Genomic DNA, 26,672 nt, shown 5'->3' on the forward strand with positions numbered 1-26,672 from the left:
GGTTCGCGCTCTTCGGGGAACTTCGGTCGTGCGGAGCACGCGGCGCCGGGAGCGACCCCGGCGCCGCGTGTGCTCAATCGCGCTTCGCGAGTGTCGCGACCTCGGCGTCGGACAGCGACCGGTCGTAGAACCGGACGTCGTCCACCGCGCCGCGCAGGAAGTCGACCTGCTGGCCGCCGTACTGGCCGCGGCCCATCACCGTGTGGCCGGTGCTCGCCGGGGCGGAGCAGGCGTTCTGCGAGGCGACCTTCTTGCCGTCGACGAAGAGCGACAACGTGCCCGCCTTCGCGTCGCGGACCCCGGTCAGGTGGTACCACTTGCCGACTTCCGGCTTCTCCGGCGACAGGGCGCGGAGACCGACGAAGCTCATGGCCCACCGCTGGTCCTGCCCGGAGTACTGCAGGAAGAAGGCGCTGTCGCGGCCGGTGTCCTGGCTGACGACGGTCTGGAACGCGCCACTGGCTTCGTCCAGCTTCGCCCACGCCGAGACCGAGTAACTGCCCGCCGTGTCGACGAGGTTCGCGCCGGTGTCAGCCTGTCCGTTCCCGGCGAAGGCCAGTGCGCCGCCCTCGACACCGCCTGCCCACTGGGCGTTGGTCAGCGCGGCGTGCGCGGTGCCGACCGAGTCCGCCGCACTGGAACCGGTGCCCTCGTTGAACTTGTAGGCGTGCACGCCGGTGAGGCCCGGAGTGCCGGGGCCCGGATCGGGGGCGCCGGAACCGCTGCCGTCGGCGTTGCGGATGATCGCCTGGTTGACCGCCCGCACCTGCGCGAAGTCCATCTTCTTCACCTGCCTGTCGTAGGTGAAGAACCCGTTGACCTCGTGCTCGACGTCGGTGATCTGCGTGTAGATCGAGCCGCTGATGGCACAGCTCTGCGCCGACGCGAGCACGTCGCGCTGGTTCTGGACGTAGCGGCTGTTCAGCGTCGCCTGGTCCTTCACCATCTCGTAGGCGTGGCCTTCGCCGAACCACATGTGGTCCTTGACTTCGAGACCGTAGCCGCCGTGTTCGCCGTCGATCGAGATCCGCTTGCTGTCGGGCATCGGCTTCGCGGGGCCGGGGTAGGCGTGCCAGTCGAGGACGTCACCCTTGCCGGAGTCGCCGAGGGAGTCACAGCAGTTGACCCCGCTGTGCGCGTTGACCAGCCGCGTCGGGTCCTGGGCCTTGACGCTTTCGGCGATCTTCCCGGTCTCCTCTCGCGACCACTCCGCCCAGCCCTCGTTGAACGGCACGTAGCCGACGATCGAGGTCCAGTTCTTCTTCTGCTCCACCAGTTCCTTCAGCTCGTCTTTGAACTGCCGCTGAGCGTCCACGGGCGGACGGCCCCCGGTGCGCATCGACGGCATGTCCTGCCAGACGAGCAGGCCGAGCCTGTCCGCGTGGTGATACCAGCGGTCGGGTTCGGTCTTGATGTGCTTGCGGACGGTGTTGAAACCGAGGACCTTGTGCTGTTCGAGGTCGAAGCGCAGCGCCTTGTCGGTCGGCGCGGTGTAGATGCCGTCCGGCCAGTAGCCCTGGTCCAAAGTGGACTGCAGGAACAGGATCTTTCCGTTGAGAGTGAACCGGAGTTTGCCGTCGGCGCCCTTCGCCGTGCCGAACTCACGCATGCCGAAGTAGGACGACACCTTGTCGACGGTGCGCCGTCCGTCCTTCAGTACGACGTCGAGGTCGTAGAGGAACGGCGAATCGGGCGACCAGAGCTTCGCCTTGGGCACCGGCAGGGAGATCGTCCCGGCAGCGGACGCCTTGCTGCGGCTCACCACCTTCCCGCCGTCGCGGACCACGGCCTCGACGGTCAGCCCGGAAGCGCCGCCGGTGTCGACGGTGAGCTTGAGCGTGGAGGACTTCAGATCGGGGACCATGCCGAGGGTGCCGACGTGGTTGGCCGCGACCGGCTCCATCCACACCGTCTGCCAGATGCCGGAGGCGCCTTCGTAGAAGATCCCGCGATCGGGGACGAGGCGCTGCTTGCCGACGGGCTGCCAGGTGGCGTCGGCGCGGTCCTCGACGCCGACGATGATCTCCTGTTCCCCCTGGGGTTTCAGCGCCGAGGTCACGTCCGCGGAAAACGCGCCGTAGCCGCCTTGGTGTGCGGCGACCTCCTTGCCGTTGACGTAGACCTTCGCCTTGTAGTCGACGGCGCCGAAGTTGATCCTGAGGGTGTTGTCCCTGCCCACGCCCCAGTTCTTGGGCACGGTGAAGGTGCGCCGGTACCACATGTAGTCCTCGTGCCGCTGGATTCCGGACAGTGCCGACTCGGCGGGGTAGGGGACCAGGATCCTTTCCGCGAGCTTCTCGCCGAACGGCGGGACCTCGCCCGGCGCGGCGCCGGCGAACTCCCAGACCCCGTTGAGGTTCTGCCAGTTCTCGCGCACCAGTTGCGGCCGGGGATACTCGGGCAACGCGTTGGACGGCGACACCTGGTTGGTCCACGGGGTGGTCAGGCGCGGCTTGCCCATTTTCCAGCCGCTCTCCGCGGCCGTCGCGGCCCCCGACGTCAAGGCCAGGGCGGAGACGACCGCGACCGCGGTGGCCAGTGATTTCCGGAAACGTCTGGAACTTCGGGGGTGATGAGGTGACAACGTTGACAACATCTGCTCGACACCCTTCTGGGGGCGACCGCCTCGGCGGAGGTGTGCCTCCCGCTGGACTTGTGCAGGCGTGAAACCACGGCTCCCGTGGCCGAGTGACCGCTGTGATCCGGGCCATGGCAAGCCGTCAGCACTTTTTTACATCGTTGATACAACGTTGTAAAGCGTCGAAGGCCTCGAAGTGGTCGATGCCGAAATCCGCTGGAGGCTTCGGTTTGGAATTTCGATGACATGAAGGCCCTTTGACACAACAACTGACCGATAGGTAACTTACTGGGGAGTCAGCTCGAAGTGGACACGGTCAGCCGCGCGGCCCGGATCCAGGCCGGGATCTTCGGGCCCGCGCTGGAGGACCGCCTTCGCCCGCTGGGGCTGACCCTGCGGCATTTCCCGCAGTCGTTCGCCCATTCGACTCTCGGCGGCTGGCTCGCCGCGCACGCGGGCGGGCATTTCGCCACGCTCGCCACCCATATCGACGACCTCACCGAGTCGCTGCGCGTCGTCACCCCGGCCGGGGTCGGCGAATCGCGACGGCTGCCGGGTTCGGGCGCCGGTCCCTCGCCGGACCGGATGTTCCTCGGCTCCGAGGGTACGCTCGGCGTGATCACCGAAGCCTGGATGCGCTTGCAGGACAGGCCGGTCTGGCAGGTCACCGCGTCGATCACGTTCGAGCGGCAGGAAGACGCGATCGCCGCCACCCGCGCGATCGCGCAGTCCGGGCTCCATCCGTCGAACTGCCGCCTCCTCGACCCGGCCGAAGCCTTCATCAACGCGGGCGCGAGTGTGGGCGGCGGCCTTCTCCTGGTCGGTTTCGAATCCGCCGACCATCCGGTGGACACCTGGCTCGGCCGTGCGCTGGAACTGGCCATCGGTCACGGCGGGATGGTGAAAGCCCGGCGCAGCAAGGATTCCGCGCGCCAGGACGGCGATTCGGCGTCGGCGTGGCGATCTTCGTTCCTGCGGATGCCGTACCAGCGCGACGCTCTCGCCCGCCGGTCGCTCATTGTCGAAACCTTCGAGACCGCGTGCACCTGGGAAGCCTTCGACGAACTGCACCACGCGATCACCTCGGCGGCCCGCGCGGCGATCGACGAGGTGTGCGGCGGCGCCGGTGTCGTGACCTGCCGTTTCACCCACGTCTATCCCGACGGTCCCGCGCCCTATTACGGCATCTACGCCGCCGGGCGCTGGGGAGCACGGTCGCACAGTGGGACGAGATCAAGGCCGCGGTGTCCGAGGCGATCGCCGCCGCCAAGTCCGCCCTCGATCCGGCGGGGATCCTCAATCCGGGCGTGCTGATCCGCTGACCGGTGGGCGGACGAACGTGGTCAGCAGCGTGGTGAACCGCATGGCCGCCAACGACAAGGTCCGCCCCGCCATGGTCTGCACCTGTGCTTCGCGCTTGCGGAACACAGCGTTGTCGAGAAGCACGTACGCGACCCCTTCGGTCGCCGCGTCCCGCCGGATGTCGCCCAGTCCGCCGACGAGGGCCAGCCCGCCGCCGCGGCGGACGAACTCGTACTTGGGACTCAATTCGTCGCACACCAGCACCGGATGCGACGTGAGGTTCTCGATCCGGGTGGCGATGTCGAACAGGTCGCGCAGGCTTTGGCCTTGCGAGGGCAGGGCGAGGGGGTGTTCGCACAGCTCGGCGAGCCCGACGGAGTCGCGGCCGGTCAGCGGATGGCCGAGCGGGACGATCGCGTATACCGGGACGACGACGGCGCTTTCGACCCGCACGCCGTGCTGTGGCCCGGTCGTGAAAGTGACGGCGACGTCGGCCGCGCCGTCGAGCACGCGCCGGGTGGCTTCCTCGCGGTTCACCACGTCGAGGTGGAAGGTGACGTCGTGTTCGCGGCGGAAGGCGGCGATCGCCTGGGGTACGACACGGCGGGCGAACCCCTCCGAGCAGGCGACGGTGACCGAACGGGCGTGAAGTCCCCGCCCGGTGCGAAGTTCATCGACGAGGACGGCCGATTCGGCTTCGCCGCGGCGGACGTGGTCGAGCAGCCGGTTCCCGGCGTCGGTCGGCTCCATCCCCCGCGGATGCCGGACGAACAGCGGGACCCCGATCCCGGCCTCGAGCTTCGCGATCTGACGGCTGATCGCCGACGGCGCGACGGTCAGTTCGGCAGCGGCTTCGGACACCGAACCGGTGCGGGCGACTTCGAGGAAGTACGTCAGCGCGATCGGCAGCAGGCGCACAGGGGCTTCCTTTGCTTCAATCAGAACGCAGGGCGCCGCAAACGGCAATGGTCAGTGTAGGCGAACCGGCTTAGGCTCGTCCTCGACACTCGGCGAACAAATCTGGAGAGAACGTGCCCATACCGGCGGAACTGGTCGCGAAGGCTCAAGAACACGTGGACTCGGGCGTCTTCTTCGCCGAACTGGCCGACTTGGTCCGCTACCCGACCGTGAGCGACCATCCGGAGGGGCGCGTTGCCATCGAGGCATACCTGGACGAGGTGCTGACTCCGGCGCTGACGGGGCTCGGCTGCACGGTGCGGCGGTATCCCAACCCCGACCCGGCCGGTGGCCCTTTCCTGATCGGCACCCGGATCGAGTCGCCGGAGCTGCCGACCGTCCTGTGTTACGGCCATGCCGACGTCGTCGGCGGCCACGAAGGGCGGTGGAGCGAGGGCCGGGACCCGTGGACGCTGACCGCCGACGGCGAGCGCTGGTACGGCCGTGGTTCGGCGGATAACAAGGGGCAGCACCTGATCAACCTGACCGCGCTCAGGCTGCTCCTCGCCGAAACGGGGACGCTGGGATTCAACCTCAAGTTCCTGTTCGAGACAGGCGAGGAGATCGGCTCGCCCGGTCTCGGCGAATTCGTCGCGGCGCGGTCGCAAGCGCTCGGCGCCGACGTCCTGATCGCCTCGGACGGCCCGCGCCTGGACGCGGCGACGCCGACGGTGTTCCTCGGCGCGCGCGGCAGCGTCCGGATCTCGCTCGACGTCGACCTCCGCCCCGACGCCTATCACTCGGGGAACTGGGGCGGGGTGCTGCGCAACCCCGCCACCACTCTCACCGGGGCGATCGCCTGCCTTGTCGACGGGCACGGCCGGATCCAGGCGCCCGGGCTGCTGCCGCCGGAAATCCCTGACAGCGTCCGCGACGCGCTCGCGGAGATCCGGGTCGCCGGCAACCCGGGAGATCCGGCACTGGAGGAAAGTTGGGGCGACACCGGGCTTTCCGCCGCTGAGCGGCTCTACGGCTGGAACACCCTCGAAGTTCTTTCGCTGGGAGCCGGAGACATCGACCGGCCCGTCAACGCCATCCCTGGCGGTGCCCACGCGGTACTGCAACTTCGCCACGTCGCCGGGACCGACGTCTCGGATGTGGCGGACACGATCAGGAAGCACCTTGCGTCGCAGGGGTTTTCGATGGTCGAGGTCAACGCCGAAGCGAGTTTTCAAGCCAGCCGCACCCCGGTCGGGAACCCGTGGGTGGGCTGGGCGAAGGGTGTCCTCGACGAGGTTTCCGACCGGCCGGTGGCGATCCTGCCGAGTTTCGGCGGCGGCCTGCCCAACCACGTGTTCACCGACATCCTCGGTATCGCGACCCTGTGGCTGCCGCATTCCTACCCTGGCTGCCTGCAGCACGCGCCCGACGAGCATCTGCTCGCGCCGATCGCCCGTGAAGGTCTCGTGCTCGCCACCGCCCTGTTCCACGCGCTCGGCCGCTTCACAGCTCCCGCAACAGGTACCGCTGAAGTTCATACGGCGCCGCGGTCGCTTTCGCGTGGTCCTGCATAGCACTTGTTACGACCGTCAAGAAGGCGCAATGTCCTGCCCGTGACGACAGAACCGGACAGGACATGAAACCTGCGCTGAAACTCAGCCGACGGCGGGGGACGGCCGCGGGTCGTGGCGGCCTTCGGTCCGAGTGTGATCGAGGTTCCCGCCGTGCAGTGCGCCGATCCCCGCCGCCGCGCAGGCGTTCATGTCCGAGCGGGCCGGTTCGGAGGTCACCCGGGTCGAGGCCTCGCACGCGGTCTCGGTCTCGCGGCCGGACGTCGTCGCCGAGGTCATCCTCGCGGCGGCCGCCAAGGTCGCTTGACAGGTGAACCGTCGCCGGAGAGACTGCAAAAACGCTTTTGCAGTCTCTCCGGGGAGGACCACGTGAAGGTCTTGGTGCTCGATTCGAGCCCGCGTCGTGAAGGGAATTCCTGGGCGATGGCCCAGTCGCTGGCGAAGGGGGCGGAGGAAGCAGGCCACACGATCGACTTCGTCCGGCTCCCCGATTTCGTGGAGTCGCCGCTGGGGGACTGCCGTGGTTGCCGGCTGAGCGACCGGTCCTGTGGGATCGAGGACGGCTACGAGCGACTGCTGTTCGATCACGTGCTCCCGGCCGACGCGATCGTGTACGCGACCCCGCTGCACTGGTACGGCATGACCGGACTGCTCAAGTCGTTCTTCGACCGGCTTTTCTGTTACACGTCGGGAAGTTCGCCGCACACCGGACAGGTCGTGCCGGGTCTGATGCACAAGCGCGCCGCGGTGGTGATCTCCTGCGAGGAGAGCTACCGCGGCGCGACGCTCGGGCTCGAAGCCCAGTTCCAGGAACTCACCCGGTATCTGCGCCAGGACCTCGCCGGGATCGTGGTCGGCGTCGGCAACAGCCGGGGCGAGGTGGAGCGCGATCCCGCTCGGCCGCTGGAGGCCGCGGCGGACCTCGGACGTAGGCTGGGTGACGCCCACGTCACCGACTATCGGCTGGACACCGACCGGCCGAACCGCGTTTGGGGACCGTCCGTGGAGGTCTGATTGTCGCCGACCATCCGTGACGTCGCCGCCGCGGCGGGGGTCTCGATCACCACCGTGTCCCATGTGCTCAGCGGGCAGGGCAGGATCTCCGAGGACACCCGGCGGCGCGTCGCACGGGCGGCGGCCGAACTCGGTTATCAGGCGAGTGTGCACGCCCAGCAGCTGGTCACCCGGCGCAGCCGGACCCTGGCGATCCAGCTCGCGAACTCGGTCGACGCGAGCAACGCCTGCGCGTTGGTGCCGAACTCCGACTATTTCCTCGAGGTCCTGAACGGGGCGGCCGAAGCCGCGTCGAAACGGTCGTACGGCCTGTTGCTGACGCCGCCGGACGCGGACCTCGACCGGCTCAACGCGTTCGCGGTCGATGGCGCCGTCCTCGTCGACCCTCGTGGTGATGAGCCGTTCTTCGCGACCGGCTGGTGCCGCGACCGGCCGCTGGTGACCGTCGGACGCCCGCTGGCGTCCTCGTGCCCGGTGCCGGTCGTCGTGGACAACGACCTCGTCGCCGCAGCCCGGCTGATGCTGGATCACTTGGCGGACCACGGTTACCAGCGGCCCGCGATGATCACCACCGACACCAGCCGCTCCTACGCGGCGGATCTCGTCGCGGGGTACACCGGCTGGGCGGAAGACCGGGGACTGGAGCCGGTGGTGGTCGAGGTCGACGAACCGCCGACCACCGAAGGCACGGCGGAGGCCCTGGGCAGGCTGCTCGACCGGCGGGTGTGCCCGGACGCCGTCTTCACGACCTCGGAGAACCTCGCGCTCGGTGTCCTCCAGGAGGCCCGTCGCCGGCGGCTCGCGGTACCCGGGGAACTCGGGATCTCCAGCGCGGTGGACAGCGGTTCGCTTCGGCTCACTTCCCCGCGGATCACCGGGATGTTCGTGCACCCACGCGAGGTGGGTGGCCGCGCGGCCACGGCGTTGATGGACCTCATCGAGGGCGGCACGCCCGACGGTGGGCAGAGCCGGATCGAAGTACCCGTGCGGTTGAACCCGCGGGAATCCACCGACCGCTGAGGCACGCGGGCAGCGGGGTTCGCGGCAGGGGGTGGCGAGCGGACCCAATGCCACATTGGGTCCACGTCCCGCGCTACCCGACCGCAAGTAGTCCTCTACTTGCGGTCGGGCAGGTGTGAGCGGGAGGGCGCCTGGCTGTCCTGAAGGCCACCTGCGACAGGCGCCGCGATTGGCGATCCGCGTCCCTGGCGGCATCGCCCAGCTGACCTTCCAGCCGGTCACGCCGCCCCTTTCGCCGGAACACGGATCCGATGGCGGTCCGGTTCACGGGGACGACTTCATCGGCTAGCGCGGCGGAGCCTCTTCGACCGGCACACCGGCCGCCGCGAGCCACGCTTCGGCGAGGAGCCGGTGGCCGAGCGGGCTGGGGTGGACGCCGTCCGGCGCCAGTGCCGCGGCGCCGTGCTCTTCGGCGGCGCGCGGCATGAACAGATCCGCGCGGACCAGGCGAGCGCCGAATTCGGTGGCCACCTCCAGCGCGACTTCGATCCGAGGGGCCAGATCGGCCACCCAGTCGTGTTGCCCCGGTTCGACCGGCAGCAGGAACGGCGTGATGACGTACAGCTCGGCCGGGAGGTTCTGCCGCGCACTGGCCAGCAGCCGGGTGTAGGCCGCGCGGAACTTGCCGATCGGACTCGGCAGGTCGCGGTCGAACGTCCGCCAGGTGTCGTTGATGCCGATCTTCACCGTCAGCACCGTGGGGCGGAACGCGAGAACGTCGGTGGTCCAGCGGGCTTCCAGGTCGTAGATCCGGTTGCCGTTGAGCCCCTTGTTGAGCACTTCCGGGCCGCCGCTCAAACGGTCGGCGATCTGCCGGACGTAGCCCTTGCCCAGCGCCGCCGGATCGTCGCGGTCGCGGCTGGAGTCGGTGATGGAGTCGCCGGCGAACAGCAGCCGGTCGGTTTCGGTGAACCTCACGCCCCCGCCTCGATCAGCTTGCGCAGTGCGTCGGCCTCACCGGGGACGAGCTCGGGATCGTTGTCCGGGACGAACTCCAGCAGCGCGTCGAGCGGCCGCCCCGTCTTCGTGAGCAGCGCGAAAGCCCGTGTCCACAAGTCCGCCCTGGCGGTCAGCGGATGCCGTTCGTTACTGGGCCACCAAGAGAAGACGTGTACCGCGCGGACCCTGTCGAGGACCAGTTCCAGCCCCGCCAGCGCCTGCTCGTCCGGCAGGTCCTGCGGCGGCTGCCAGTAAGTGCCGAGGTTGTCACGGCCGACTTCTTCGAGCAGCCGGACGGTCGACTCGGCGGTGTCGGTCAGCGTGCCGCCGTGGAACTCCAGCGCGACTTCCAGACCGTGTCCGCCCGCGACGTCGGCGGCCTCGCGGAGCCCGGCGACGATCTGCTCCCGCTCTTCGGGGTCGACGTCCGCGGAGCCCGCTTTGCCCGCCCACACCCGGATCCTGGCGGCACCGAGCCGGACCGCGGTGGCGGCGATGTCGCCGAACTTCCCGGTCTCCATCGGGGTGGCGCGGAAGTAGGAACCGTAGGAAGCACAGGTCAGATCGTGGCGTGCCATGGCTTCGAGCACGCGGTCGGCCGCCCAGTCGTCGCCGGGACGCACATGGACGTCGGCGCCCCACTCGATCACCCGCAGCCCCGCGGCCGCGGCGCGGTGAGCGACTTCGTCGGCGTCCAGTCGTCGCAGCGTCACCGAACACAGGCCCGGCCGGATCATTTTCCCTCCAAGGGTTGAGTACTTTCCCGCAGCACGACCTCGCCGGTGATCGCCAGGACGCGAGGGTCGTCGGCCCGGGTGTCGAGGATGAAGTCGAGCGCCCGTTCGCCCATCCGCTCGATCGGGACGCGCACGGTGGACAGTGAAGGCCTGATGTCGCGCAAGGTGATGATGTCGTCGAACCCCGCGATCGCGATCTGCGCGGGAACCAGCAGACCGCGGTCGCGGCAGGCGGCCATCGCACCGACGGCCATCACGTCGTTGACGGCGAACACGCAGCCGCGGAAACCGTTCTCGATCGCCCGCACCATCGCCGCGTAGCCCCCGTCGCGGGTGAACTCCGCGCGCAGCACGTGGTTCTCGGGCAGCGGGATGCCTTGCCGGGCGAGGCCGTCACGGAAACCAAGGACACGATCCCGCGAGGTCATCAGGCCGGGCGGCCCGGCGAGGACGAGGAAGTCGCGGTGGCCGAGCTGGAGGAGCTGTCCGGCCAGGTCCGCCGCTCCCGCGCGGTTCTCCAGCATGACCGTGTCGAACGGCAGCTTCCGCTGCCCGATCACCACCACCTGGCCGTCCGCGGCCTCGAACGCCTTGAGTTCCTTGGTCAGAGTCCGTTGCAGGGCATCGCCCTCGTTACGGGACCCGGCGAGGATGACCGCTCTGGCCCGCTGCCCGCGCAACGTCGTGACGTACTCGAGTTCCTTCTCGGGATGGTTTTCCGTGCTCGCGATGGTGACTGCCAGCCCGTGCCGGGCGGCCACCCGCATGACCCCGGACGCGATCGAGGAGAAGTACGGGTCGACGATGTCGTGCACCAGCAGGCCGACGACGTTGCCGCGGCCGCGGGCCATCGCCTGCGCGGGCACGTTCGCCGTGTACTGCAACCGTTCCGCAGCCTCCAGCACCGATTTCCGCAGGTCACCGCTCACCTGTCGGGTGCCGCCGTTGAGCGCCCTCGACGCCGTCGCGAGCGACACTCCCGCCTCACGGGCGACGTCGGCCAGGGTGGCCGAACCCGCGGCGCGCTGCGGCATGGTTCCTCCTCGGGTGGTACGGGCTCACGCCGGCGAGGACGGCCGCCGGCGTGAGCCCGGGTTTTGCTACGGAGCGGCGGGGCCGACGTCCGCGGTGGTGAGCGGCCGGTTGGCGATGGCCGCCGTCGAGTACTCGTCGGCGCCGACGTCACGCTTGCTGCCGCGGGCCTGGCCGTCGATGTCCAAAGTGACCGGGGCCGTGGCAAGGGTCGCCGTGTCGATCGCGGGGCTGCCCGCGGCGAGCCGCGAGACGCCGTCGCTGCCCTGCACGAGCTTCGGGTCGACCCGGCGGAAGGTGCCCGCCGGGATGTTGCCGTCCCCGCCCGAACCCCACAGGATGTTGCCGGACCAGGTGAAGTCGCCCGTGGTGCTCATCGCGACCAGATCGCCGTTGCCGCCGACGAAGAGGTTGTCCGAGATCGTGCAGTCGCGCGGTTCGATCGTCCGTTTGGTCTCGCCGGAGAGCGTGCCGCCGTTGTTCAGCAGCGTGTTGTGCGCGATGAGCACGCGGTCCGCCGCGTCGTTGCCGCGCCGTGATTCCTTGGACTCACCCGGGAAGTGGTCCCGAACGGAGCCGCTGCCGACGACCAGCGCGCTGCCGGACACTCCGGCGACGTAGTTGTTGAGGATCTTGTGGTCGTTGCCGTAGATCCGGATGCCTTCCTTGCCGCCGAGGATGAAGTTGGATTCGACGACGGTCTTGTTCCCGTGGCGCAGCACGATGCCGCCGAGGCTGTTCCGGATGGTGTTGTTGCGGATGAAGTTGCCCGACGACTTCACCGAGATCGCCTCCGGGTCGCCGTTCGCCCGCTCGAACAGGTTGAACTCGATCTTCGCCCCGGCGGTGCTGAGCGCACGCGGGCTGACACCGAGCCGGATCGGCTCGCCGCCGTTGTCACCGGGGAAGGTGTGGTCGGAGAAGTAGTTCCGGAAGACCTCGACGCCCACCGCCATCTTGTCTTCGTCCGCACCCTCGATGCAGAGCATGACGCCGAGCGTCGTCTTGTGGTGGAAGTGGTTGCGGTCGATCTTGCTGTTGTCGGCGCGGACCATCACCCAGTGCAGGTCGGGGATGTCGGCGAACTGGAGATCATTGCGGGTCAGCCGGATCCGCGAGCAGTTCGGCGGGATCTCGATCGTGGTGCTCTGGCGGAACTTGAACCCGCTGAGCGTGACGCCGGTGGAGTCGTCGAAGACGAAGCTCTGCTCGCCGTTGAGCGTCACGCCGCCGCGGGACTGCGCGACGATGGTGATCGGGTTGTCCTTGGTGCCGCGCCTGCCCTTGATGCTGATCGGCTTGCCCGTGGGCACGGTGTACGTGCCGTTGTTCACGGTGATGACCGTGCCGGGGCCCGCCGCGTTGATCGCGTTCTGCAGTTCGGTCAGCGAACTGACGTTCAGGGCGCACAGCCCCTTCGGCTTGGCCGACGCCGTACCGGCGGTGACCCAGGGGACGGTGATCAGTGCGGCGCCGAGCGTGGCGCCGCTGAGGAACCTTCTGCGATCCATGATGCCTCCGTGCTCAATCGGTGGGGAGGGTGGCGGCGGCGGGGCTCTCGGTGTTCAGGAACAGTTCGATCACCGGGACCGGGGTGTCCGGTTTCCGGATGGGGAGCTTGAGGGTGAGCGTGCCTTCCGGCTGCCCGCCCATCTGGGTGTTCTGCGCGGTCTGCCCGGGATCCGTGTGCACCTGCCGGATTTCCGAGGCGTCGTCGAGCAACTGGGCGTAGCGGACCCGCCCGGCCATCCCCGGCAGGTGGACGTGGTTCATCGGCCAGCTGAACAGGTGCAGGTACAGCCGGTCGCCGCGCTGGGTGTAGCGGCCGTCCGCGGGGGCGGTGAACTCGGCGGGACCGCAGCCGCGGATGGAGCGTTCGTGCCGGTCCATCCAGCGGCCGAGTTCGGTGAGGACCGCGTGTGCCCGCGGGTCGATCTCGCCCCGGCCGTTCGGGCCGACGTTCAGCAGCAGGTTGCCGTCCTTGGACACGCCGTCGACGAGCATCCGGATGAGGAGTTCGGGGCTCTTGTAGTCGAGGTTGTCCCGGTCGTAACCCCAGCTGCCGTTGAGGGTCTGGCAGGCCTCCCACACCACCGGGACGCCGTCGCGGGTCATCGGCCCGGAAGGCTGGTACTGCTCCGGGGTGATGAAGTCGCCGGGGATGCCGGTGCGGTCGTTGACCAGGATGCCGGGTTGCAGTTCGCGGACCAGGGCGAGCAGGCCGGGGGAGTCCCAGTCGTCCGGTCCCTTGCCGCCCCACCATTCTTCGCGGCCCTTGTACGAGAAGTCGAAGAACAGGTAGTCGATCGTGCCGAAGCGGGTGAGCAGTTCGCGGACCTGGCCGTGCAGATACAGTTGGTACTCGGCGATGTCGGCGTACTGGTGCGCGGCGATGTACTCCGCGTCGTCCCGGCGGGGATGGGTACCGTCGACGGGGAACGCGGGATGGTGCCAGTCGATCAGCGAGTGGTAGAAGCCGACCTTCAGGCCTTCCTCGCGGCAGGCGTCGACGAACGGGCCGAGCAGATCCTTGCCGTAGGGCGTGTTCGTCACCTTGAAGTCGGTGAGATCGCTGTCCCAGAGGCAGAACCCGTCGTGGTGCTTGGTGGTGAGCACGACGTAGGTCATGCCCGCGTCCTTGGCGGCCCGCGCCCAGGAACGCGGGTCGTACTTGTCCGGTTCGAAGTGGTCGAAGTAGACGCGGTACTGCTCGTCGGTCAGCTTTTCGCGGTTCTGCACCCATTCGTGCCGGGCGGCCAGCGAATACAGTCCCCAGTGGACGAACATCCCGAACCGGTCGTGGGTGAACCAGGCGGTGGAACTCACTTCAGGATCGCTCCTTGAGACGGTGGGTCAGCCCTTGAGTGCGCCCGAGGCCAGGCCGCGGACGAACGAACGCTGGAAGAACAGGAACGCGGCGACCGAGGGCAGCAGCGCCAGCAGCGACGCCGCCATGATCACGCCGGGCGTCACGTCCGCGTCGATGCGCAGAGTGCGCAGGGCCAGCGGCAGCGTGTAGGTCGAGGCGTCGGACGACACCAGCATCGGCAGCAGGTACTGGTCCCAGATCATCGTGAAGCCGAAGACACCGATCACGCCGAGCGCGGGCTTGCACATCGGGAGAATGATCTGCGCGAAGATCCGCAGGTCGCCGGCACCGTCGATGCGGGCGGCCTCTTCGAGTTCGCGGGGGACGTCCTTCATGAACTCGGTCATCACCAGGATCGAGAACGCCCAGGCGCCGAGCGGCACGATCATCCCGGCCAGGCTGCCGATCAGGTTGAGGTGCACCACGGGAAGGTCGGACAGGATCAGTGACAGCGGGATCGCGAGGATCTCCTCCGGCAGCATCAGCGTCGCCAGGATCGCGACCAGCACGAAGGTCATGAAGCGGAACTTCTTGCGTGCCAGCGCGTATCCGGCCAGCACCGAGATGACGACCTGCAACAGCAGGCCGAAGCCGACCACGAGGAACGAGTTGAGCAGGTACATCCCGACGCCGTGGTCGAACGCGATGCCGAAGTTGTCCAGGGTGGGGCTCGACGGGATGACGCTCAGCGCCGTCGGGTCGGACACGTCGCTGAACGCGCTGACCAGCAGCGCCAGCAGCGGGCCTGCGAACACCACCAACAGCAGGGCGTACACGGCGTACTTCAGGATCCGTCCACCCGGCGACTTGACGGCGTCGAGGCCGAGTGCCGAATCGTTGGCCGCGGTCATGCGTCTCGCCTCCGTCGGAGCACCTGGACGAACAGGGTCAGCACGAGCGTCGCGAGGAACAGCAGGACCGCTCCCGCCGCGCCGACGCCCAGCCGGTTCTGTTCCAATCCGAGTTTGTAGATCAGGGTCATCGCGACTTCCGTCGAGCCGTTCGGCCCGCCGTTGGTCAGCAGGAACACCTCGGTGAACACCCGCAGGCCGCGGATGGCCGCGAGCACGAACAGGATCGAGAACACCGAACGCAGGCCGGGCAGCGTCACGTGGAGGATCTTGCGCCAGCGGGAGGCACCGTCCACAGTGGCCGCTTCATACAGCCCGCGGTCGATTCCGGCCAGTCCCGCCAGGAAGATCATCATGTCGTACGGCGCGCCGCGCCAGATGCCGGTGATGATGACCGAAATCATCGACGAGTCGGGATCGTTGATGAAGCCGGAGGGCCCCAGCCCGACCATGCCGAGGATGGAGTTCAGCATCCCGTCCTCGGTCGGGTGGTACATGATCCGCCAGAGTTCGGCGACCACCGCGATCGGCACGACCACCGGCAGGAACGCCGCCGACCGCAGGAACTTCAGCCGTTTGCTCTGTCCCTCCATCAGCAGGGCGAGCGCGAGGCCGATGATCATCGACCCGGCCGTCTGGCCGACCGCGATCACGATGGTGTGCCAGATGGCGGAGTGGAACGCCTCGTCACCGAGGACGGTGCTGTAGTTCTGCCCGCCGACCCACTGGTTGCCCAGGTACGGCTGGACGTCCTGAAAGGACATCGTGACCGCGGTGATCATCGGGATGAACTTGAAGTACACGAACAGGATCAGGGCGGGGGCCAGGAACAGCCACGGCGTCCACCACTTCCCGTCGCGGTCGCTGCGCCTGCGGGCCTTCGGCGCGGGCGCCCGCTTGGCGGCGGGACGGTCCGCGCCGACGGCTGCCGGCTTGGCGTGATCTACGGTCATGACGCGCTGATCCCCTGTTGCTGCAAGGTCGCGGTGAGTTTGGTGTCGAGTTTGGACAGTTCCGTCTTGGTGTCGAGCTTGCAGTCGGCGACGAGCGCGCTGACCGTGTCGGCGGTGTCCTGGCGGACCGGCGTCCAGTTCGGGATGGACGGCGCGTAGTGGCCGGACTTGGCGTAGATCTCGGCGTAGGTCTTCCAGCGCGGGTCCGGGCGGACCTGGGTGATGTCGACGTTCTTGTTCACCGGGAGCTGCACGATGAAGGCTGATTCGCCCTCCATGCCGATCTTCTGGCCGTCGGCCGAGATCGCGAAGTCACCGAAGGCGTCCTGTCCGGCCTGGTTCGGTGAACCGGCCATCATGTAGATCGAGAGTCCCTCGGCCAGGACGTCCGAGTTCTTGGCGCCCTTCGGCATCGGGACGACCTCGTACTTGTCCTTGCCGAGCGACTTGTCGAAGCGCGGCAGCAGATACGGGCCGACGACGTACATCCCGGCCTTGCCCGCTTCGAAGGTCTCGTTGGTCGCCGGGGTCGGCATGGTGACCGAACCGGGCTGGATCACGTTGTCCTTGCAGCCGAGGTCGCGGAACCACTGCACCGCGGCCAGGGATTCGGGCGTGCTCATCGACGGCTTGTACTTGCCGCCGCCGGCCTCGGTGATGAAGTCGCCGCCGCCGGCCCACAGGAAGTTGGAGAAGTACCAGGAGGCGTAGCCCCGCTTGGTCGACAGCGTCGCGGTCAGCCCGGCGGTGTCGTTCTTGCCGTTGCCGTCGGGGTCGCCGGTGGTGAACGCCTTGGCGAGGTCGACGAGTTCGGGCCAGCTCTGTGGCACGGTCTTGCCGAGCTTTTCGCGCCAGTCCTTGCGGATCAGCAGCGCGGAGGCCTGTGCGCTGTAGGGCAGGCCGTAGAGCTTGCCGTCCGGGGTCTGGTTGGACTTCAGCGCCTGCTCGGTGAGTTCCGAGGCGTGCTTGATCTTGCCCGGTTCGACCTCACGGACGAGGCCCTGGCTCTTGAGTGTGCCGACCTGCGTGACGTCGTTCATCACGATGTCCGGCAGGTCGCGCTGGGCGGCGCGCTGGGCCAGCTTCGTCTCGAAGTCGTCGAAGATCGCGGTCACCTGCACCTTGAACCCGGTGGCCTTCTCGAAGGCTTCCGCGAGCCGTTTGGTGGCCTGCTCACCGGCGCCGCCGGGAGTCGTCCGGGTCCACAGTTCCAGTGGCGCCTTGGTGTCCTGCGCGACGTTCGTGCCGGCGGGGCCTGCCGAGCAGCCCGAAATGACCAGCGCTGAGACAGTGAGTCCCACGCCGATCCACCGCGATTTCCGCATCGCTTCTCCTGTTCACTGTGGACCACGCTGTCTACTCCGCAGGGACGGTAAGCGCTTTCACGGTGTCCGGTCAATGGTCCGATGATTACGAATTTCAATCGACGGGTGCTCCCTATCCGTAGGACTCGCCGCTCGTGGACCGGGTCAGGCATCCGATGTATGGTCGCCGCGGAGGTAGGGATGACCGAGCTGCAACACCGCCCGACAGCGCTTCTCGTGATGGAGGAGCGACGCCGCGACGACGTGTACCCCGAGGCGGTGCTGAAGGAGATCGCCGCGCTGGCGGACCTGCGCGAGCCGCTCACCCGCGAGCGGCTGGCGGAGCGCCCGGAGGCGATGGACGGCGTCGAAATACTGCTCTCGGGCTGGGGATCGCCGGTTCTGGACTCCGTATTGCTGGGACACGCGCCGGACCTGCGCGCCGTGCTCGTCGCCGCCGGATCCGTGCGTCCGCTGACCACACCGGAGTTCTGGGCGCGCGGGATCCCGATCGTGTCGGCCGCGTCCGCGAACGCCGTCCCCGTCGCCGAGTTCACCCTGGCCCAGGTCCTCTTAGGACTCAAGCAGGTGCACCGGATCTCCCGTGAGATCCGGGAGCGGCGGGCCTACCCGCCCGACCCGAGGGTCGCCGGGGCGTACCGCTCCAGGGTCGGACTGCTCGGTCTCGGCGAGATCGGTGCTCTCGTCGCGTCGCATTTGCGTGGTTTCGACGTGGAAGTGCTCGCGAGCGACCCCGTCGTCGATCCCGCGGCCGCCGCCGAACTCGGCGTCCGGCTGGTGGGGCTGGACGAACTGTTCGCCACCTGTGCCGTGGTCAGCCTGCACGCGCCGCTGCTCCCGGAGACCGAGGGGCTGGTGAACGGGGACCTCGTCGGCCGGATGGGCATCGGCGCGACCCTGGTCAACACCGCCCGCGGCGCCGTGGTCGATGAGCCGTCGGTCATCCCCGTGCTCGGCGAGCGCCCCGACCTCACGGCGATCCTCGACGTCACCTGGCCCGAACCGCCCGCGCCGGACTCGCCGCTCTACACGCTGCCGAACGTGGTGCTCACCCCGCATCTCGCGGGCGCGCTGGGCGCCGAACGCGCCCGGATGGGCGAACTCGTCGCGCGGGAACTGCGGCGGCTCGTCCTGGGACAGCCGCTCGAGCACGCCGTCGCGCCGGATCGGGCCCACCTGCGGGCCTAGTGTCGCGTGATCCTGCACGTCTTACCCGTGATCAGGCGGCGATCTCGCGTGACTGGCTGCCCGGTATTGCCGCTGACACGGGTAACGGCCCCGCGGTCACTGCACCCGATGCCACATTGGGTGCATCAGTCCCCGCAGCGTGCCCGTCTCGACCGACCTGAAGCCTGACCGCCGCCGGTCAGGTACCGAGCCAGCCGGGGTTGGCCGCCGCCCATTCGGGAAGCCGATGCCGGATCGCGGCCAGTTCGGTGATCGCCCGCAACAGTCCACTTCGGACGGCCGGAACGTCGAGCGGCGAACCGTCGCGCCACAGCAGGAGATGCCGCGTCCTCAGTGGCACACCCCGCAGTGCCACCACGGTGCCGGGCAGCGGGGAACCGGGGCCGAGGGACCGGGTGAACGCCACCGCGCTGAGATCCTGCTGCACGGTTTGCCACAGGACGGCCGGGTCCAGCTCTCGTACGGTGATCGTGCCGAGTCCGGCGCGGGCCCATGCGTCGGTCAGATGGTCGTGGAACTCGTCGCCCTCGCCCGCCGAAGTCAGCCAGGTCGAGTCGGCGAGCTCCGTCAAGGACACTTCGCCGCGCCCGGCGGCGGGATGTCCTGGCGACACGACCACGAAGACCGGCTCCGTTCCCACGGGAAGCACGTTGACCCCGTCCGGCGGGACGATCTCCTGGCCCGGATGGTCGACGTACAGCGCCAGTTCCACCGTGCCGTCGAGAAGCGCGGAGAACAACGCAGTCCTGCCGGTCACCGGGACCAGCTCGACCGGACGGCCGGGGGCGGCCTCGGCGACCACTCCGCTCAACGTCTCGGCGAAAACCGTCGGGAGGGCGCCGATCCGCAGCAGGCCGTCGGCCGGTTCGCGATCGAACCGGCGGATCGCCTGGTCGAGGTCGTCGGCCGCGGCCACCACCCGCCGTGCGTGGCTCAGCAGCACCTCGCCAAGCGCGGTGGGCCGCACGCCGTGCCGGTCCCGTTCGAACACCGTCCGGTCCAAGGTCCGCTCGACCCGGTGAAGTTGCGCGCTCAGCGCGGGCTGGGAGAGTCCGAGCGCGGCCGCGGCCTTCGCGAGGCTGCCCGCCGACGCGATCGCGTCGAGGAGACGCAGATGCCGGACGTCGAATTCCACCGGCCAGGTCTGCCCGTTTCCGGGACCGATCAGAGGGCTGATCACAGGTCGTCCTCGCTGACGATCGTACGGAGTTTGTGCAGGGCGCGATGCTGGGCGACCCGGACCAGGCCGGGGCTCACCCGCAGGACCGCACCGGTCTCGGGCGCCGACATGCCGACGGTGATGCGCAACCGGAGGATCTCCTGCTGGATGCCGGGCAGGGTGCTCATCAACCGGTTCAGCCGGTCGTGGCCGTCCGCGGCGAGGGCCTGTCGTTCGGGTTCGTTGGGCTCGGGCGTCGCGCGATCGGGCGGTTCGGAGGTGGGTTCCGACCTGTCCCGTGCTCGCCCCTGGAAGGCGGCGGCGACCTTTCGGGCGGCGATCCCGAGGACGTCGGCGAGGAAGGAGCCGCCGGTGACCCGGGCGGTGGGAAGCGCGGTGAGCACGGCGAGGCAGGTCTCCTGCGCGACGTCCTCGGCGGTGATCACCCGTACGTCGGTCCCGCTCATCCGGCTGCGGCAGTAGTTCGCGACGACCGGCTCGACGAGACCCATCAGCTCCCGGGTCGCGGCGGGGTCACCGCGGCGGGCGCGGGGGACGAGGGATTCGAGATCCGCCGTCAGCGCGCCGTTGTCGAGGGAAGGAGCCGCCCCCGGCGAGGTGCGCTCGCCGGGGGCGGTCCAGGTCAGGCGAGTTCCCAAAGCGCGGGCACGTTCGGCGGTTCCCAGCCGGGCATGGAGGTGTGCGGCTGGATCACGCGGTAGGTGCTACCGCCGTAGGTGGCGGTCGCGCCGGAGCCGTAGTAGGTGTACGGCGCCCAGGTGCCGCCCGGCGGGTTCGACGTCGTCGGGCTGGTCGGGGTGGTGGGCGTGGTCGGCGTCGTGGTGGTGCTGGACGGCGGGTTCCCGGTGACCGTCAGTCGCAGGTTGTAGACGCTCAGGATCTCCGTCACCGGCTGGAAGTAGATCGTGCCGCCGGAGGTGCAGTTGCCGGAGCCACCGGAGGTGACGCCCTGCGCCTGGTCGCCGGTCAGCCACGAGCCGCCCGAGTCACCGGGCTCGGCGCAGGCGTTCGTGCGGGTCAGGCCGGTGATGGTGCCCTCGGGGTAGGTGACCGAGGTGTTCTTCTGCAGGATGGTTCCGCAGCGCCAGCCCGTGGTGGAACCGGAACGGCAGACCGAGGAGTTGACCGCGGCTTCGGTCGAACCGGCAACCGGCACGGTGCCCGGGTAGCGGTTGACCAGCGCACGCGGGGTGTTGCCGGCGTCGGCGCGGACCCATGCGTAGTCGTTGCCGGGGAAGCTGGAGCCGGCGACGGATCCACTCGGGTTCGAGGTGCGGGTACCGGTGGTGCCGCAGTGGCCCGCGGTCACGAAACCGCCTTCGACCGCGAAGCCGATGGAGCACCGGCCCGAGCCGAAGGTGTAGGCGTTGCCGCCGATGATGTCGATCAGCGGACGAGGCTTCTCGGTGCTGCCCTCGATGCGGATCAGCTCGGCCTGGACACCGGATTCGGCCGCCCACGACTTCGCGGCGGCCTCGCCACCGGCGTTGGCCAGCACGACGACCGAGTTGGTGATGACGTCGGTGTACCAGCCGGGCACGGTCTTCGGCGCCTTGGTGGACTTGGCGTCCAGCTTCAGCTTCGCCGCGTCGAGCTGGATGACGCTGCGGGCGACCATCTTCGGGGTGGCGCCCGCGGCGCGCACCAGGTCGGCGTGGGCGGCGTCGGTGACCGCCACGGTGAGCGCGCTCCCGGTGGCGTCCAGCCACGATCCGGCGTAAGACGTGCCGAGCTGCGCCTTCAGCGTGTTGTCGGCGATGGCGGCGCGCTGTTCGCTCGCGAGCCGGAGTTTGGCCTGTTCGGGGCTGATCTTCAGGTCGCGGGACATCGCGGCCAGCATTTCGGACTGTGCCTGGTCGGCGGCCGTGACCGGTTGACCGGCACTCGCACTCGGGGTGAGGGCGATGGCCGTGACCAAGCCCGCCCCGGTGATGGCCGCGGCTGTGGCGGCGAGGATCTTTTTGTTCATGTCAACGCTTTCCTCGAAACTGGCGGGGGAGGGGGACTCGTTCCCGACCGTACGAGGCGCGTCACGTGACTGGTACATACCATTTGGGTCATATCATCCGACTTGAGCGTGGGGTGATATGGCGGCCGGTTATGGTGATCCTGCGGGTAATTCCGTTGCCGCGCAAAGGTTTCGGTGGCCGTGAGAACGGGGATGTCCGACGTGCCCGATTCGGTCCGCCGTAGTGCCCCAGTCGTCAATACCGTACTTTTGAGGGGTAGGGCAAAGGGTACGTCGCAACTTCTCACAGAGTGAGGAAAAGGCCCGCCGTACCGGAGTGGGCATCGGCACGACGGGCACAGGTGGGCGCGGTGGAGCCCCGGACGACGAGTTCGGGGGCGAACAGCAGTTCCTCCGCCGCCACCTCACCGCCGTTTATGCGTTTGACCAGCAGTTCCACCCCGGCGCGGCCCATCGCCTCGATCGGCTGGCGGGTCGTGGTGAGCTGTTCGATGAGTTCGTCCAGGACCGGGAGGCCGAGTTTCCCGGCGGAGACTCCGGACCGGCCGCGAATTTCAGACCTTCTTGCTCGGTGCGGTCGCGTGGAAGTCGCGCGAAGAGGGAACGAGCGCGGCTGCGGCAGGAGCGGCGAAGCAGACGACAGTGCATACCGCCAGCACCGGCACCGCGCCGAACTGGCCGATCGCGGGCGCGATGAACGCGAGCCCGGCGGGTGCCAGACCGTAGGAGAACAGGAAGTCCAAAGAGGACACTCGCGCGAGCTTGCCCGGTTCGACCTCCCGCTGGGTCGCGGTGAACCACGGGACGTTGAACAGTTCGATACCCAGCCCGGCGACGGCGTAGGCGGCGATGACGAAAGCCGGGTGCACCGGAAAAAGCAGGCTCAGCGGCGCGAAGCCGTAGCAGCCGAGTCCGAGCAGCGCCGCCCAGCCTTGCCGCTTCGAGCGCCAGCGCGCGATGACGACGGCGCCCGCGAGCGCGCCGAGCGTGTACGCGGTCAGCCCACCGGCAAGGACGGCTTCGGTGTCGTAGCGGTCGCGGCTGACCAAGGGCAGCACGACGCCGGTGGCGGAGTAGCCGGTCGCGATCACCGCGGTCAGCGCCCCGAGCCCGGCCAGGAACCACGGATGACGGCGAGCTTCGCGAAGCCCGTCGGCGAACTCGCCGAAGAAGCGGGCCTTCGCGACCGGTGACGGCGCGAAAGTGCCTCCCGGCGGGATCAGCGCCGCGCCCAGCCAGAGCACACCGGTGCCGATGACGAGCACCGACGTGGAGGCGAACTGGGAAAGCAGCGCGGTGAGGCCGGGTGCGACCAGTGTCGTGACCCGGACGGCCAGCGTCATCGCGGCATTGGCCCGCTGGCGCTGGTCCTCGGCGATCACTTCGGCGGTCAGCGCCTGGAACGCCGGGCGGCACGCGCCCTGGCCGATGCCGACGACGGCGGCCGCGGCGGCCATCAGCAGGACGGACCGGCCCGTCCCGGCCGCGATCAGGGGAGTGGCGAGACCGGCGATGAGACCCGCCCAGAGCACGACCTGACGACGCGAGTGCCGATCGGCGAGGACTCCCGCCACCGGGACGGCCACGAGAAAACCCCCGGTGCGCGCGGCGAGCACGATGCCCAGGTCCACGGCCGAAAGCGACCGTTCGAGCACGGCAAGTCCGAGGATGAACGGCAGTGCCCAGGTCGCCAGCCCGGAGGCCGTGTTCCCGGTCCACAGCCGTCCGAACGACAGGCTGCGGAACACCGAAGTCCGGGGCTGCGCGAGGTCGTCGGTCACGGGGTGTCGCACCTCACCTCACTTGAAATCGGCAATCGCGTCACCGGCACATCTGATCAGGGGACGCCGGACACCGTCGCACCGGGCGCGATGGCCTCTGGCCGCTCGCCGGAACCGGGCGGACCGTCGTGACCGTCCTGCACGACCTGACGATGGCCGCGCGATACTGCGATCGTCTGGTCTTGCTGCGGGGAGGGGCGATCGTGGCGGACGGCCCGGCCAAGGACGTCCTCACTGCGGGAAGTGTTCGAAGTGGACGCCGAAATCGGCCGTGACCAGGACGGATACCTCTCCGTTCGCTATCTCGGTGCGAGCAGGAAGGATAACGAAAGGATAACGCCGTGATCCACGGCCGATCCCGGTCCGTAGTACCCGGTATGCCCAGGGCGTCAGCGATGCGCGACAACGGGCCTGGTCGCGCTCTACTCTGCCACCCGTGCGCATGCTGACCCCGGCCCGAGGCCCGGCCCGGCGCCTCCGCGGCGGGGCCGTGGGGGTGCTGACCGGCCTTCTGGCGACCGGTGCCCACCTGGGCGCCGGCGGACGCGTCCCCGACCTCGGCGTGGTCGTGCTGCTCGTCGCTCTGCTCAGCTGGGTGGCGTACGCGCTGGCGGGGCGTCGACAAGGTCCGCTCGCCATCCTCTGCCTCGTCGGCGGCGGGCAGTTGGCGATGCACGCTTCCCTCACCTTCCTGGCCTGGGAATCGCACTCCCATCACCCCGAAACCGCGGGCAACGGCCTGCTCATGACCGCCGGGCACGCCGCCGCGACCCTCGTCGTGGTCGCGGTGCTGGCCGGCGCCGAGCGCGTGCTGTTCGCCCTCGTGACGCTGATCGCTTCGGTGCTCCCGCGCCGTCTGACACCGCGGCCCGCGACGGCGCCGCTGCGGGTCCACGTCCCGCTCGCGGTGAAGCACCCCGCGACCGAGGCGCTCCTGCGCGACGTGCTCTCCCGGCGCGGTCCGCCGGTGTCGTTCGCCTGATCCCCGAAACCCTGCCGGGACCCGTGTCGCGGCAGGGCTCAGCACGCACGCCGTGACGACTTCCGGCGTGCGGCGCAGGCGCACGCCTCCCCACCGACGCCTCAGGAGTTCCCCCATGGCAACACAGACCGAACCGACCACCAGTCCACCGCGCACGTCCGCCTGGCGCGGCTTGTTCCTCCGGCTCCACTTCTACGCCGGCGTCCTCGTCGGTCCCTTCGTCCTCATCGCGGCGCTCACCGGCGTTCTGTACGCGGCGACTCCGCAACTGGAGTCCTGGGTCTACTCCGACCAGTTGCGGGCCCCCGTCGGGCTGAGCCAGGTCTCGCTCGCCGACCAGGTCAAGGCGGCGCAAGCGGCCAACCCCGGCGGCGACCTGGTCGCGATCCGGCCCGCCCCGGAACCGGGTGACACGACCCGGGTGCTGTTCGCCGAGGAAGGACTCGGCGAGTCCGAACGACGCGCGGTCTTCGTCGACCCCGCCACCGCGCAGGTGCGCGGGGACCTCGTCGCGTACGGCTCGAGTGGCGCTTTGCCGCTTCGGACCACGCTCGACCAGTTGCACCGCAACCTGCTGCTCGGTGAACCGGGCCGGCTCTACGGCGAACTCGCCGCGTCCTGGCTGTGGGTGGTCGCGCTGGGCGGCCTCGTGCTGTGGGTGAGCCGCCGCCGCGCCCGCCGGGCCGAAAAGGCCGCGAAAACGGAGTCCTCCCGTGGGAAATCCGTTCGCAGACACGGATCTGTCGGCCTGTGGGTGCTGCTCGGCGCGCTGTTCCTGTCCGCGACAGGGCTGACGTGGTCGACGTACGCGGGGGAGAACGTCTCCGCGTTGCGTGAATCTCTCGGCTGGGCGACCCCGGTGTTGAAGGTGACGGGCACCGATGAGCACGCCGGTCATTCCGGGCACGGGGAAGCGCCCGCCGCGACTGCCCCCGTCCGGCCCGAAAGTGTGGACGCGATGCTCGCCTCGGCCCGCGCCGCCGGGATCGACGCGGCTTCGGTCGAGATCGGGCTGCCCGCCAAACCCGGATCTCCTTGGCAGGTGGCGGAAGTCGAACGCGGCTGGCCGACACAGGTCGACGCCGTCGCCGTCGACGGGACCACCGGCCAGATCCTGGGCGAGGTGCGGTTCGCCGACTATCCGCTGATCGCGATGCTGGCCCGATGGGGGATCGACGCGCATATGGGCGTGCTCTTCGGCTGGCCCAACCAGATCGTGCTGCTCCTGCTCGGCGGCGGCCTGGTCACGCTGGTCGTGCTCGGCTACCGGATGTGGTGGCGGCGCAGGCCGACCATGGCCACCGGCCTGACTTTCGGACGGCCCATCCCGCGCGGGCAGTGGCGGAAGGCGCCGCCCGCCCTGGTGGCGGGTCTCGTGGTCCTCGCCGCCGCGATCGGCTGGTTCGTGCCGCTGTTCGGCATCAGCCTGCTGGTGTTCCTGGTGATCGACCTGCTGCTGGGCCTGCGACCCGGCCGCCGGTCCAAACCGGACGCCGCCGACGTCACCGTGTGACCTCGACGCCGGTGAGACCGGCGCTCGCCGCCCACAACCGGGCGGCGAGCGCGGTGTCGGCGAGCTTTCCGCGCACCGGTTCCCGCCGGGGTTCCCCACGCAGGCCGAACACCCGCGGGCCGAACATCTCACCGCCGCGCACGGCCGGGTCGAGGACCGCGCGGACGGCGGGCCAGGCCCCGGCTTCCTTGCCGTGCAACAGAAGTCCGGCGGGGAACTGTCGGCCATTCGGCGCCGGGTGCACCGGCCTCGGCGGCGTCAACGAGTCGAGCGCGCCGCCGGGATGGTCGACGACGCTCAGCACCGTGCTCCCTGCCGCGCGCAGCCGCCGGTCGAGTTCGAAGGCGAACAGCATCTGCGCCAGCTTCGAGCGCGCGTAGGTGCGTTTGGGCTGGTAGTCCCGCTTGCTCTGGAGGTCGTCCAGGTCGAGTTCCGCGGACTTGCCCACGAAGCTGCCCGTGGTGACGACGCGACCGGCGTCCGCCGCTTCGAGCAGCGGCATCAGGTGGTGCACCAGGACGAAATGCCCGAGATGGTTGGTGGCGAACGTCAGTTCGTGGCCATCGGCGGTCTCGCGCCTCGGCTGGTCGTCCAGGAGCACACCCGCGTTGCAGACGACGGCGTCGAGCCGCCCGATCTTCAGAGTGTCCACAGAGGACTTGAGGGACGGGAGGTCGGAAAGGTCCAGCCGCAGATGCCCGAGGCTCGCGTCCGGGACCCGGGTCCGGATCGACGCCATCGCGGCGTCGGCCTTGGCGGCGTCCCGGCTGCCGAGGAGCACGGTGGCGCCGGTGCCCGCGAGCTGTTCGGCGGCGAAGTAGCCGATACCCGCGTTGCCACCGGTGACCAGGAAGGTCTTGCCGTCGGCGCGCGGAAGATGGTGGACGTTCCAAGGGGTCATGACGGGCTCCCGCTCAAAGTCGAAGTCACTTCGAATATACATGCGTTTCGATTTCGGAGGGCATCCGATG

The 26,672-nt window shown here is 69.2% G+C and carries 22 protein-coding genes and 1 pseudogene; 7 read left to right on the plus strand and 16 right to left on the minus strand.

What is annotated here, in order from left to right:
* Nucleotides 1-73: 73 nt before the first annotated feature.
* Nucleotides 74-2,596: a LamG-like jellyroll fold domain-containing protein gene (locus BS329_RS31210; protein WP_360907645.1), complete on the minus strand. Its 2,523-nt coding sequence runs from the start codon at nucleotides 2,594-2,596 to the stop codon at nucleotides 74-76.
* A gap of 288 nt (nucleotides 2,597-2,884) precedes the next feature.
* Between BS329_RS31210 and BS329_RS31215 the strand changes: the two genes are divergently transcribed.
* Nucleotides 2,885-3,892: an FAD-binding oxidoreductase gene (locus BS329_RS31215; RefSeq protein WP_244197367.1), complete on the plus strand. Its 1,008-nt coding sequence runs from the start codon at nucleotides 2,885-2,887 to the stop codon at nucleotides 3,890-3,892.
* Here the strand turns inward: BS329_RS31215 and BS329_RS31220 are convergent.
* The gene (locus BS329_RS31220) at nucleotides 3,875-4,798 is read right to left on the minus strand and encodes a LysR family transcriptional regulator (RefSeq protein WP_076165213.1); all 924 of its coding nucleotides are present in this window, start codon (nucleotides 4,796-4,798) and stop codon (nucleotides 3,875-3,877) included. The two genes, BS329_RS31215 and BS329_RS31220, sit on opposite strands and share 18 nt — an antisense overlap.
* 113 nt (nucleotides 4,799-4,911) lie before the next feature.
* Here BS329_RS31220 and BS329_RS31225 point away from each other — a divergent pair, with 113 nt between their 5' ends.
* The 3 genes from BS329_RS31225 (at nucleotide 4,912) to BS329_RS31240 (ending at nucleotide 8,382) form a co-directional block, all read left to right on the plus strand.
* Entirely contained in the window at nucleotides 4,912-6,351 is a 1,440-nt protein-coding gene (locus tag BS329_RS31225; RefSeq protein ID WP_076165215.1) for a M20 family metallopeptidase, read from the plus strand.
* Between the two features lie 366 nt (nucleotides 6,352-6,717).
* On the plus strand, nucleotides 6,718-7,362 hold the full coding sequence (locus BS329_RS31235) for a flavodoxin family protein (RefSeq protein ID WP_076165216.1): 645 nt from the start codon (nucleotides 6,718-6,720) through the stop codon (nucleotides 7,360-7,362).
* On the plus strand, nucleotides 7,363-8,382 hold the full coding sequence (locus BS329_RS31240) for a LacI family DNA-binding transcriptional regulator (protein ID WP_076165218.1): 1,020 nt from the start codon (nucleotides 7,363-7,365) through the stop codon (nucleotides 8,380-8,382).
* Nucleotides 8,383-8,667: 285 nt separating this feature from the next.
* On the opposite strand, the gene BS329_RS31245 is transcribed toward BS329_RS31240, so the two are convergent.
* The 8 genes from BS329_RS31245 to BS329_RS31280 form a co-directional block, all read right to left on the minus strand.
* The gene (locus BS329_RS31245) at nucleotides 8,668-9,300 is read right to left on the minus strand and encodes an SGNH/GDSL hydrolase family protein (RefSeq protein WP_076165220.1); all 633 of its coding nucleotides are present in this window, start codon (nucleotides 9,298-9,300) and stop codon (nucleotides 8,668-8,670) included.
* Entirely contained in the window at nucleotides 9,297-10,058 is a 762-nt protein-coding gene (locus BS329_RS31250) for a sugar phosphate isomerase/epimerase family protein (RefSeq protein WP_208619305.1), read from the minus strand. The genes BS329_RS31245 and BS329_RS31250 overlap by 4 nt, the downstream gene beginning before the upstream one ends.
* On the minus strand, nucleotides 10,055-11,092 hold the full coding sequence (locus tag BS329_RS31255) for a LacI family DNA-binding transcriptional regulator (RefSeq protein ID WP_076165222.1): 1,038 nt from the start codon (nucleotides 11,090-11,092) through the stop codon (nucleotides 10,055-10,057). The genes BS329_RS31250 and BS329_RS31255 overlap by 4 nt, the downstream gene beginning before the upstream one ends.
* A 66-nt stretch (nucleotides 11,093-11,158) precedes the next feature.
* Nucleotides 11,159-12,601 carry a polysaccharide lyase 6 family protein gene (locus tag BS329_RS31260; protein WP_076165224.1) on the minus strand — a complete coding sequence of 481 codons (1,443 nt, stop codon included), beginning with the start codon at nucleotides 12,599-12,601 and terminating at the stop codon, nucleotides 11,159-11,161.
* Between the two features lie 13 nt (nucleotides 12,602-12,614).
* On the minus strand, nucleotides 12,615-13,916 hold the full coding sequence (locus BS329_RS31265) for an alpha-L-fucosidase (RefSeq protein WP_076165226.1): 1,302 nt from the start codon (nucleotides 13,914-13,916) through the stop codon (nucleotides 12,615-12,617).
* 27 nt (nucleotides 13,917-13,943) lie between these two features.
* Entirely contained in the window at nucleotides 13,944-14,810 is an 867-nt protein-coding gene (locus BS329_RS31270; protein WP_076165227.1) for a carbohydrate ABC transporter permease, read from the minus strand.
* Complete coding sequence (locus BS329_RS31275) at nucleotides 14,807-15,763, minus strand: carbohydrate ABC transporter permease (RefSeq protein WP_076165229.1); 957 nt, start codon at nucleotides 15,761-15,763, stop codon at nucleotides 14,807-14,809. The genes BS329_RS31270 and BS329_RS31275 overlap by 4 nt, the downstream gene beginning before the upstream one ends.
* Nucleotides 15,760-17,088 (minus strand): sugar ABC transporter substrate-binding protein, encoded by a 1,329-nt coding sequence (locus tag BS329_RS31280; protein WP_076165230.1) that lies wholly within the window; start codon nucleotides 17,086-17,088, stop codon nucleotides 15,760-15,762. Before BS329_RS31280 ends, BS329_RS31275 begins: the two co-directional genes overlap by 4 nt.
* A gap of 180 nt (nucleotides 17,089-17,268) precedes the next feature.
* On the opposite strand from BS329_RS31280, the gene BS329_RS31285 reads away from it, so the two are divergent.
* Nucleotides 17,269-18,276 (plus strand): hydroxyacid dehydrogenase, encoded by a 1,008-nt coding sequence (locus BS329_RS31285; protein WP_076165232.1) that lies wholly within the window; start codon nucleotides 17,269-17,271, stop codon nucleotides 18,274-18,276.
* 178 nt (nucleotides 18,277-18,454) lie between these two features.
* Here BS329_RS31285 and BS329_RS31290 read toward each other — a convergent pair whose 3' ends face one another.
* From BS329_RS31290 to BS329_RS31310, 5 genes and pseudogenes are all read right to left on the minus strand, one after another.
* Nucleotides 18,455-19,456: a LysR family transcriptional regulator gene (locus tag BS329_RS31290; RefSeq protein WP_076165234.1), complete on the minus strand. Its 1,002-nt coding sequence runs from the start codon at nucleotides 19,454-19,456 to the stop codon at nucleotides 18,455-18,457.
* The gene (locus BS329_RS31295; protein WP_244197368.1) at nucleotides 19,453-20,094 is read right to left on the minus strand and encodes a sigma-70 family RNA polymerase sigma factor; all 642 of its coding nucleotides are present in this window, start codon (nucleotides 20,092-20,094) and stop codon (nucleotides 19,453-19,455) included. Before BS329_RS31295 ends, BS329_RS31290 begins: the two co-directional genes overlap by 4 nt.
* Nucleotides 20,079-21,425, minus strand: coding sequence for an alpha-lytic protease prodomain-containing protein (locus BS329_RS31300; RefSeq protein ID WP_076165235.1), 1,347 nt, complete (start codon nucleotides 21,423-21,425; stop codon nucleotides 20,079-20,081). The genes BS329_RS31295 and BS329_RS31300 overlap by 16 nt, the downstream gene beginning before the upstream one ends.
* A gap of 283 nt (nucleotides 21,426-21,708) precedes the next feature.
* Nucleotides 21,709-21,909, minus strand: a pseudogene (locus tag BS329_RS31305) (substrate-binding domain-containing protein); the annotation flags it as partial.
* A 70-nt stretch (nucleotides 21,910-21,979) separates the two neighbouring features.
* Nucleotides 21,980-23,173: an MFS transporter gene (locus BS329_RS31310; protein ID WP_076165408.1), complete on the minus strand. Its 1,194-nt coding sequence runs from the start codon at nucleotides 23,171-23,173 to the stop codon at nucleotides 21,980-21,982.
* 475 nt (nucleotides 23,174-23,648) lie between these two features.
* On the opposite strand from BS329_RS31310, the gene BS329_RS31315 reads away from it, so the two are divergent.
* Nucleotides 23,649-24,188 carry a hypothetical protein gene (locus tag BS329_RS31315; protein ID WP_244197377.1) on the plus strand — a complete coding sequence of 180 codons (540 nt, stop codon included), beginning with the start codon at nucleotides 23,649-23,651 and terminating at the stop codon, nucleotides 24,186-24,188.
* Nucleotides 24,189-24,303: 115 nt separating this feature from the next.
* The gene (locus BS329_RS31320) at nucleotides 24,304-25,701 is read left to right on the plus strand and encodes a PepSY-associated TM helix domain-containing protein (RefSeq protein ID WP_076165238.1); all 1,398 of its coding nucleotides are present in this window, start codon (nucleotides 24,304-24,306) and stop codon (nucleotides 25,699-25,701) included.
* On the opposite strand, the gene BS329_RS31325 is transcribed toward BS329_RS31320, so the two are convergent.
* Nucleotides 25,691-26,602: an SDR family NAD(P)-dependent oxidoreductase gene (locus BS329_RS31325; RefSeq protein WP_208619306.1), complete on the minus strand. Its 912-nt coding sequence runs from the start codon at nucleotides 26,600-26,602 to the stop codon at nucleotides 25,691-25,693. The two genes, BS329_RS31320 and BS329_RS31325, sit on opposite strands and share 11 nt — an antisense overlap.
* Between the last annotated feature and the right edge of the window lie 70 nt (nucleotides 26,603-26,672).

Origin of the sequence: Amycolatopsis coloradensis (genome assembly GCF_001953865.1) — a bacterium.
Classification (GTDB): domain Bacteria; phylum Actinomycetota; class Actinomycetes; order Mycobacteriales; family Pseudonocardiaceae; genus Amycolatopsis; species Amycolatopsis coloradensis.